The organism is Sphingomonas lacusdianchii (genome assembly GCF_022664395.1).
In the GTDB taxonomy this organism is placed as follows: Bacteria; Pseudomonadota; Alphaproteobacteria; order Sphingomonadales; family Sphingomonadaceae; genus Sphingomonas; species Sphingomonas lacusdianchii.
This window is the reverse complement of sequence record NZ_JAKRET010000019.1, coordinates 48,441-57,024: the sequence shown is the minus strand read 5'-3', so window position 1 is coordinate 57,024 and position 8,584 is coordinate 48,441. Positions and strand designations below refer to the sequence as shown.

General features: G+C 67.2%; 8 protein-coding genes and 1 pseudogene. 4 read left to right on the top strand and 5 right to left on the bottom strand.

The window, feature by feature from the left end; genetic code table 11:
- Positions 1 to 127: pseudogene (locus MF607_RS19250) on the top strand (IS5 family transposase); the annotation flags it as partial.
- A 161-nt stretch (positions 128 to 288) separates the two neighbouring features.
- The gene (locus tag MF607_RS19245) at positions 289 to 1,404 is read left to right on the top strand and encodes a glycoside hydrolase family 43 protein (protein WP_431311979.1); all 1,116 of its coding nucleotides are present in this window, start codon (positions 289 to 291) and stop codon (positions 1,402 to 1,404) included.
- 47 nt (positions 1,405 to 1,451) lie between these two features.
- Here MF607_RS19245 and MF607_RS19240 read toward each other — a convergent pair whose 3' ends face one another.
- On the bottom strand, positions 1,452 to 1,706 hold the full coding sequence (locus MF607_RS19240; protein WP_242121781.1) for a hypothetical protein: 255 nt from the start codon (positions 1,704 to 1,706) through the stop codon (positions 1,452 to 1,454).
- Positions 1,707 to 1,851: 145 nt separating this feature from the next.
- Here MF607_RS19240 and MF607_RS19235 point away from each other — a divergent pair, with 145 nt between their 5' ends.
- Positions 1,852 to 2,877, top strand: coding sequence for a class 1 fructose-bisphosphatase (locus tag MF607_RS19235; protein WP_242121780.1), 1,026 nt, complete (start codon positions 1,852 to 1,854; stop codon positions 2,875 to 2,877).
- A gap of 29 nt (positions 2,878 to 2,906) precedes the next feature.
- On the opposite strand, the gene MF607_RS19230 is transcribed toward MF607_RS19235, so the two are convergent.
- Entirely contained in the window at positions 2,907 to 3,458 is a 552-nt protein-coding gene (locus MF607_RS19230) for a phosphoribosyltransferase (protein WP_242121779.1), read from the bottom strand.
- A 46-nt stretch (positions 3,459 to 3,504) separates the two neighbouring features.
- Positions 3,505 to 4,542 (bottom strand): adenosine deaminase, encoded by a 1,038-nt coding sequence (locus MF607_RS19225; protein WP_242121778.1) that lies wholly within the window; start codon positions 4,540 to 4,542, stop codon positions 3,505 to 3,507.
- A gap of 190 nt (positions 4,543 to 4,732) precedes the next feature.
- Here MF607_RS19225 and MF607_RS19220 point away from each other — a divergent pair, with 190 nt between their 5' ends.
- Positions 4,733 to 6,121, top strand: a complete 1,389-nt coding sequence (locus tag MF607_RS19220) for a nucleobase:cation symporter-2 family protein (RefSeq protein WP_242121777.1) — start codon at positions 4,733 to 4,735, stop codon at positions 6,119 to 6,121.
- Between the two features lie 3 nt (positions 6,122 to 6,124).
- Here MF607_RS19220 and MF607_RS19215 read toward each other — a convergent pair whose 3' ends face one another.
- Both MF607_RS19215 and MF607_RS19210 read right to left on the bottom strand, forming a co-directional pair.
- Positions 6,125 to 7,486, bottom strand: coding sequence for an 8-oxoguanine deaminase (locus MF607_RS19215; RefSeq protein ID WP_242121776.1), 1,362 nt, complete (start codon positions 7,484 to 7,486; stop codon positions 6,125 to 6,127).
- Positions 7,483 to 8,577: a purine nucleoside permease gene (locus MF607_RS19210; protein WP_242121775.1), complete on the bottom strand. Its 1,095-nt coding sequence runs from the start codon at positions 8,575 to 8,577 to the stop codon at positions 7,483 to 7,485. Before MF607_RS19210 ends, MF607_RS19215 begins: the two co-directional genes overlap by 4 nt.
- Between the last annotated feature and the right edge of the window lie 7 nt (positions 8,578 to 8,584).

Below are 8,584 nucleotides of genomic sequence, written 5' to 3'. Positions count from 1 at the left end.
CTTGTTCAACAAGCTCAAGAATTGGCGACGGGTCGCCACCCGGTACGACAAAACCGCAGAATCCTACATCGGCTTTGTCAGCCTCGCATCAGTTCTGCTCTGGCTACCCTTTGTCCACGATGCCTAATATCACGGGTGCCGTCGTTCGGCGCGTTCCGTGGGCGGCGGCAGCGACAGCACCCGACGTCCAGCCTCTTGCAGCCGGCGTGCCGCGAATGGTAGCGCTATCGTAGCAGCGGCATAAGCCGCGCCGGACCAAGATGAGAGGATGGGCTGTTGCGTCTTTCGATGAAATTTCCGGCGGCTGCGGCCGCGCTGGCGCTGCTCGCAGGGTGCTCCGCCGACAACGCCGTACAGAACGACGCCGCCGCCAACGCCGCTGCGGCGGGCAATGCGGGCGAGGAGGCGCGCAGTCCCGAGGGCAAGCGCTATCTGGCGCAGCCGCTGGTCAAGGATCTGTATTTCGCCGATCCGTCGGCGCATGTCTTCGACGGCAAAATCTATGTCTATCCCAGCCATGATGTCGATGCCGGCATTCCCGACGACGATCTGGGCAGCCAATATGCGATGCACGACTATCAGGTGCTGAGCATGGACCGGCCGGGCGGACCGGTGACGGTGCATCCGGTCGCGCTCGACCTGAAGCAGATACCATGGGCGTCCGAAAAGGCGTGGGCGCCCGACGCCGCGTACAAGAACGGTACCTATTATCTGTATTTCCCGGCCAAGGACAAACAGGGCGTGTTCTGCATCGGCGTCGCCACCTCTTCCTCGCCGGTCGGCCCGTTCAAGGCGGAACCGCAGCCGATCAAGGGCGCCTATTCGATGGACCCGGCGGTGTTCACCGACGATGACGGACAGAGCTATCTCTATCTCGGCGGCATCTGGGGCGGGCAGTTGCAGCGCTGGGCCACCGGAAAATATGATCCCAATGCCGGCGACACCGACCTGAAGCAGGACGACAAGCCGGCGCTGTCGGGCAAGGTCGCGCGCCTCGGCCCCGACATGAAGCAGCTTGCCGAACCGCTGCGCGACGCGACGATCGTCGATGAGAACGGCAAGCCGGTGCTGGGCGGCGACCATGACCGGCGGTTCTTCGAAGGGTCGTGGGTCTTCAAGCGCGGCGGCAAATATTATTACATGTATTCGACCGGGGACACGCATTACCTCGCCTATGCGGTCGGGAATACGCCCTATGGCCCGTTCAAATATACCGGCCGCATCCTCGAACCGGTACAGGGCTGGACCAGCCATGGGTCGGTGTTCGAATTCGGCGGCAAATGGTATCTGGCGTATCACGACACGCAGCTGTCGAACAAAAACCATCTGCGCTCGGCCAAGATCACCGAACTGACCTTCCGTCCCGACGGCACGATCGAGACGCTCAACCCGTTCAGGGATTGAGGTCGGCGGGCGGATCGCGCTTTCCCACGCGATCCGCCCCGATCCTGTCAGACCGTCTCGGACTCGGCGATCGCAGCGTCGAGCATCGCCGACCAGATCGCCGGGTCGCCGGCCGCCGACATGGCCCCGGACGGTTCGCGGATCGTCCGCAGCACCGCATCGGCCTGCGCCAGATAGGCGCGCCAAGTTTCGTCGACGCTGGTCGCCGCCGACGTCTCGCTTCCCGCGCCGTTGGCGCTGTGATCGAGCCCGGCCAGGGTGCGCGCGATGCGCTCGACCAGCGTCGTTACCGCTATATCCATGATGTTCCTCCGCTTTCCTGTGGCTACGCTTGCGGTTTTCGCTGCCGAGCGAACGGGTTGCTGGCATCGTCGTTCCTGTCTTCCGTGCGAAACGAATGCATCGCATACAGGCCCGAGCGCCGGCAGGCCGACGAAAGGACAGCGAATGACGAATCCCCAACCGGCGGCGCAAGGCGCGATCACCCTGTCGCGGTTCCTGATCGAGCAGCAGCGCCGCGACGCCGAAAGCTGCCCCGCCGAGCTGCGCCTGCTGATCGAAACCGTCGCGCGGGCGTGCAAGACGATCGGTCATGCGATCTCGAAGGGGGCGCTGGGCGACGTGCTCGGCGCGCTGGGCAGCGAGAATGTGCAGGGCGAGGTCCAGAAGAAGCTGGACGTGATCGCCAACGAACTGCTGCTCGATGCCAATGAATGGGGCGGCCATCTGGCGGGCATGGCGTCCGAGGAGATGGAGACGATCCATCGCATCCCCAATCGCTATCCCAAGGGCGAATATCTGCTGCTGTTCGATCCGATCGACGGGTCGAGCAATGTCGATGTGGACCTGTCGGTCGGCACGATCTTTTCGGTGCTGCGCGCGCCGGAGGACTGCGCCGGGCGCGACGTGACCGAAGCCGACTTCCTGCAACCCGGCCGCGATCAGGTGGCGGCGGGCTATGCGATCTATGGGCCGCAGACGCTGCTGGTGCTGACGGTCGGCGACGGGGTGTATGAATTCACCCTCGACCGCGAGGTCGGGTCGTGGCGGCTGACCGACGGGCCGATGCGCATTCCCGCCGGCACTCGAGAATTCGCGATCAACATGGCGCGCCGCCGCCAATGGTCGCCGACCATCGCCCGCTATATCGAGGAACGCATCCTCGGCAGCGAAGGGCCGCTCGGCATCGATTACAATATGCGCTGGACCGCATCGATGGTGGCGGACATTCACCGCATCCTGAAGCGGGGCGGCGTGTTCCTCTATCCCGCCGACCACCGGCAGGCGGGCAAGGCGCGGCTGCGGCTGCTGTACGAGGCGAACCCGATGGCGATGCTGATCGAACAGGCGGGCGGCAGCGCGACCGACGGCCATGACCGCATCCTCGACATCGCGCCGCATGGCCTGCACCAGCGCGTCGGCGTGGTGATCGGCGACCCGCAGGAAGTGGCGATCGCGAGCGCGGGGGAATAGAGGCGGGCGGGGCGGTTGCCCCGCCGCCGTCAGCGCAGGATGATGTCGGCGCCGTGCTTGTGCGCGCGGATTTCGTCGGTGGTCAGGCCGTTGATCTCGTGCGGGAAGATCAGCCAGTCATTGGTCTGGTGCACGAAGAAGTCGGGCTTCAGGTCGGTCACGTTGCGCGACGGTTTGTAATAGACGGTCGCGACCTTCACCTCGTCGGGCAGGTTGTTGCGGCAGCGATCGCTCAACTCCTTCAGCAGCGCCCGGATCGAGCGGCCCGAATCGAACACGTCGTCGATCAGCAGCAGCCGGTCCTCGGGATTGAGGACGTCCACCAGATGGCCGAGGCCGTAGATGCGGACCTGCGGTTCCTGCTGGTCGATGCCGGTATAGGAGGCGGTGCGGATCGCGATATGGTCGCTCTGTACCCCGCGATATTCGAGCAGTTCCTGCACCGCGATGCCGACCGGCGCGCCGCCGCGCCAGATGCCGACGATATGCGTCGGGCGGAATCCTGAATCGAAGACGAGGTTGCCGAGGCGGAACGAATCTTCGAGCAGGCGGTCGGCGGACAGATAGATTTTGGGTACCACGGCGTTTCCATCGAAGGGCCGGACGGGCGGCAGGACCGCCGCATTCCTACAAGACCGGGTCCGCTTGTCCACCGCCTGCCGAGCGCGCAAAGCCATCCAATCGGGCGAGATGCGCGGCGATGGCGGCATCGTCGAGGAACGATCCGAGGAAGCTGTTGCGCGCGAGCGTCACGAGATCGCCGCGTGACAGGCCGCGCGCCTGCGCGACCGCGCGGTAATTGTCGCCGACATAGCCACCGAAATAGGCCGGATCGTCCGAATTGATCGTCGCGCGCAGCCCCAGCGCCAGCATCCGGTCGATCGGGTGATCGGCCATGTCCGGGACCACGCACAGCTTGTGGTTGGACAGCGGACAGACGGTCAGCGTCATCGCCTCGCGCGCGAGACGCGCGGTGAGCAGCGGATCCTCGAGCGCGCGATTGCCATGGTCGAGCCGGTCGATGCGCAACAGGTCGAGCGCCTCATGGACATAGGCGGGTGGCCCCTCCTCGCCGGCATGGGCGACGCGCTTCAACCCCGCATCGCCCGCCGCCGCGAAGACGCGGGCGAATTTGGAGGGCGGGTGGCCGACTTCGGATGAATCGAGGCCGACACCGTCGATGCGGTCGAGCCATTTTTCGGCCTGTGCGAAGGTCGCGAAGGCGGCGTCCTCGTCGAGATGGCGCAGGAAGCACAGGATCAGCTTCGACGTCAGGCCGTGCCGTTCCCCGGCGGCGTGCATGCCCGACAGCAGCCCCTCCATCACCGTGTCGAACGGAATGCCGCGATCGGTATGGGTCTGCGGATCGAAGAAGATTTCGGCATGGACGACGCCGTCGGCCGCCGCCCGGTCGAAATAGGCGACCGCCAGATCGTGGAAATCCTCCGCCGTCCGCAGCACGTCGGCGCCGGCATAATAGATGTCGAGAAAGTCCTGCAGGTTGGAAAAGGCATAGGCGGCGCGCACCGCCTCGACCGATGCGAAGGGGATGGCGACGCGGTTGCGGCGGGCAAGGTCGAACATCAGTTCGGGTTCGAGGCTGCCTTCGATATGCAAATGCAGTTCGGCCTTGGGCAGCGCGGTGATGAAGGCATCGTCGGTCATGCGGGCAGCTTCCCTCGGGTCGGACTTGGCGCGCATCATGCGCAATCGGCGGCGCGCGCGATAGCCTTGGCGTGGCGGTTGAGCGATGCCTTTTCTCGATCGCTTCGTTCCAGAAACGGCGCTGGTGGCGACCGGTCGGCTGTCGATAGGTTGCGCCGCAGCACGCAATCGACAGACGGAGACCGGCGCCATGCAATCGGCGACGACGCAGTTGCCCCTCGCCGGGCAGGGACCCGCACCGGTCGCCGCGATCGCGGACGACGTCGATGCGATGCTGCCCGCGCGGCGGCTGTTGCCGCTGGCGTGTCAGCATGTGCTGGTGATGTATGCCGGGGCGGTGGCGGTGCCGCTGGTGGTCGGGCGCGCGCTGAACCTGCCGCCCGCGCAGCTGGGGCTGCTGATCAGTGCCGATCTGGTCGCGTGCGGCTTCGCGACGCTGATCCAGACGCTGGGCCTGCCCAAGGTCGGCATCCGCCTGCCGATCGTGATGGGGGTGACCTTCGCATCGATCAGCCCGATGCTGGCGATGATCGCGACCGGCAATGCAGCGGGCACGCCGCCCGAAACGGTGCTGCGCGGCATCTATGGCGCGGTGATCGTCGCCGGGCTGTTAGGGTTCCTGATCGCGCCGTTCGTCGGGCGGGTGTCACGGCTCTTCCCGCCGGCGGTGACCGGCACGGTAATCCTATCGATCGGGCTCAGCCTGATGCGGGTCGGCATCAATTGGACCGCGGGCGGGCAGCCGACCGATCCCGGCTATGGCGCGCCGGCGCATCTGTCGCTGGCGTTGCTGACGCTCGGCGTGGTGCTGTGCCTGATGCGGTTCGGCCATGGGTTGCTGCGCGGCGGCGCGGTGCTGGTCGGGACCGTCGCCGGCACGATGATCGCCGGCGCGATGGGGCAGGTCGACTTGAGTCCGGTGCGCGACGCGCCATGGTTCGCGCTGGTGCGGCCGTTCCAGTTCGGCATGCCGACCTTCGAACTGCCGGCATCGATCGCGATGTGCCTTGTCATGATGACGGTGATGATCGAATCGTTCGGCATGTTCATGGCCGCCGGGCAGATGGTCGGCCGCCCGGTCGACCGGCGGCAGATGGTGCGCGGGCTGCGCGGCGATGCGGCGGGCACGGTGCTGGGCGGGGTGTTCAACACCTTTCCCTACACCTCCTTCGCGCAGAATATCGGGTTGTTGAGCATCACCGGCGTCCGGTCGCGCTTCGTCTGCGCGGGGGCGGGGGGCGTGTTACTGGCGCTCGGCTTCTGTCCGAAGCTGGCGGCGCTGGTCGCGGCGGTGCCGCTGCCGGTGCTCGGCGGGGCGGCGCTGGTGATGTTCGGGATGATCGCGGCGACCGGGATCCGCATCCTCGGGTCGGTCGAACTGACCTTCGAACGCCTGGTCACCATCGCCGTGTCGATCGCCATCGGGCTGATCCCGGTGCTGTCCGACCGGTTCTTCCAGGCGATGCCGGCAGCACTCGCCCCGCTGCTCCATTCGGGGATCGTGCTGGCATCGATCAGCGCGGTCGGCCTCAACGCCTTTTTCAGCGCGCGGTCGACGGCGGAGGACCCGATGGCGTAACGATCAGGCGGCGTCGCGCAGTCGCGCTACCGAGCGGCCTGCATCGCTGAGGACCGTCGCCAGCGGCACGCCGACCAGCACGCCGCCCGCGACCACCGCGCGCCCTTCGACGAACAGGTCGCGCACGCCCGCCGGCGGGCACAGCACCAGCCCCGCGACCGAATCCCATGCCCCGGTGTTGGCGGCGGTCGCCACGTCCCATACCGCCAGATCGGCACGGCGCCCGACGGTCAGCGCACCGCAATCGTCGCGGCCGAGCATTTCCGCCCCGCCGCGCGTCGCGAGGCGCAGCGCGGCGCGGGGCGACAGCGCCTGTGCGTCGGTGGTGACGCGTTGGAGGAGCATCGAGTGCCGCGCCTCCAGCAATAAATTGCCGCTGTCGTTCGATGCCGATCCGTCGACGCCGAGTCCCAGCGGCACCCCGGCGGCGAGCATCGCGGTGACGGGCGCGATGCCCGCACCGAGGCGGCAGTTCGAGCAGGGGCAGTGCGCCACGCCGGTCCCGGTCGCGGCGAACAGCGCGATCTCGTCGGCGTCGAGCTTGACGCAATGCGCCAGCCACACGTCCGGCCCGGTCCAGCCCAGGCGTTCGGCATAGACGCCCGGCCGGCAACCGAACCGTTCGAGCGAGAAGGCGACGTCATCGTCATCCTCGGCCAGATGGGTGTGCAGCATCACGCCCTTGTCGCGGGCGAGCAGCGCGGCGTCGCGCATCAGCCCCTCGCTGACCGAAAAGGGCGAACAGGGGGCGACGGCGATGCGGACCATCGCACCGGGAGCGGGATCGTGGAACCGGTCGATCACGCGGATCGTGTCGGCGAGGATCGCCGGCTCGCGCTCGACCAGCGCATCGGGGGGCAGGCCGCCCGCGCTTTCGCCGACGCTCATGCTGCCGCGCGTGGCGTGGAAGCGCAGGCCGATATCGGCGGCGGCGGCGATGGTGTCGTCGAGGGTGACGCCGTTCGGGTAAAGATAGAGATGATCGGTGCTGAGCGAGCAGCCCGACAGCGCCAGTTCGGCCAGCCCGAGGCGCGTGGCGGCATGGACGTCGTCGGGGCGATAGCGCGCCCAGATCGGATAGAGCCGCTTGAGCCAACCGAATAGCGAGGCATCGGTCGCGCCCGGCACCGCGCGGGTCAGCGACTGGAACAGGTGGTGATGGGTGTTGACCAGCCCCGGCGTCACCACGCAGCCGCGCGCATCGATCGTCCGGTCGGCGACCTGTCGCAACGGGGCCAGCGCCTCGGTCGTGCCGATCGCGGTGATCACCCCGTCGCGCCACGCGATCGCGCCATCGGCGATCTCGCGCCCGTCATCGTCCATGGTGACGAGCACAGCGGCCGAATGGAGGACGGTCAGCATCATTGGGGCGGTGTGGTGCGGTAGCGGTCCCAATGGGTGAGCAGTTCGTCGACCACCCGGTTGCCGACGCGGTACAGGCTTTCGACCGAGGCGTTCAGCCCGGCATAGCCTTCATTCTCGCGCAGCAGATAGTCGGCGGCGGTGACGCCGGGCGGCGGCAGCGTATAGTTGCTGCCGGTGCGCAGGACGAGGACGCGGTCCTTATCGACGCGGCCGATCTTCGAGAGATAGTCGATCGCCTGCAGCGTGCCGGTCTCCTCCATCGCGCTGGTGACGAAGCTGCCCTTGCCCTGCGTGAAATAGCGCATGTGGTCGTTGGCCCAGCGGTTGAGCAGGCTCCCGTGCCAGAAGGTCATGGCCGAGAACTGGTCGCCGATCAGCACGAAGGGCGGCTTTCGCGCATTGGGATGGTCGGTATAGCGCGCGCGTTCGCGGGCAATCCCCGGATCGTCGGGCAGCGCGGTGTCGCGGGTCAGGCGATAGGCCCATTCCGTCAGCCGGGGATTGAGCGCGAATATCTCGCCGCCGTCCTGGCGGGGCGGGGCGGGATCGTTCGGCCCCTGGCGATCGAGCGGGAAATAGCCGCTTTTCCAGTCGGCCGGGATTTCGCGCGCGTCGATCTCATGCGCCAGATCGCCGTCGACGACATAGCGCGCCCATGCCGCCGAACCGATCGAGGCGTCCTCGGGATCGATGCCGGCGATCCCCGCCACCAGCCAATAGGCGTGCGACAGGTCGAGCCGGGTGTCGAGGCCGATCGCGGTGATCGCCGATGCCGCGCGGACCGATCCGACGCCGGTGACCACGCCCAGTATTTGCGTTTCGGGATTGTAATAGAGATCGTGATAGCCGTGCGGGAAGGGGATGCGCTGATACAGGTTGCGCCGCGTCTTCCACAGCTGGAACTCGCCGGCGGTGTCGCCTTCGTCTTTGCCGATCTCGAACATGGTGACGACCACCATCCGTACCGGGAGCGGTTTGGCGCAGGGCGCGGCGATGGCGCATAGCGGCGCGGGCGGCGGGGCCGGTGCGGCATGGGCCGACAGGGCGGGCGCGGCGGCGGCGAGCAGCAGGCCGGTGACGAAAGGACGCATGATCGAT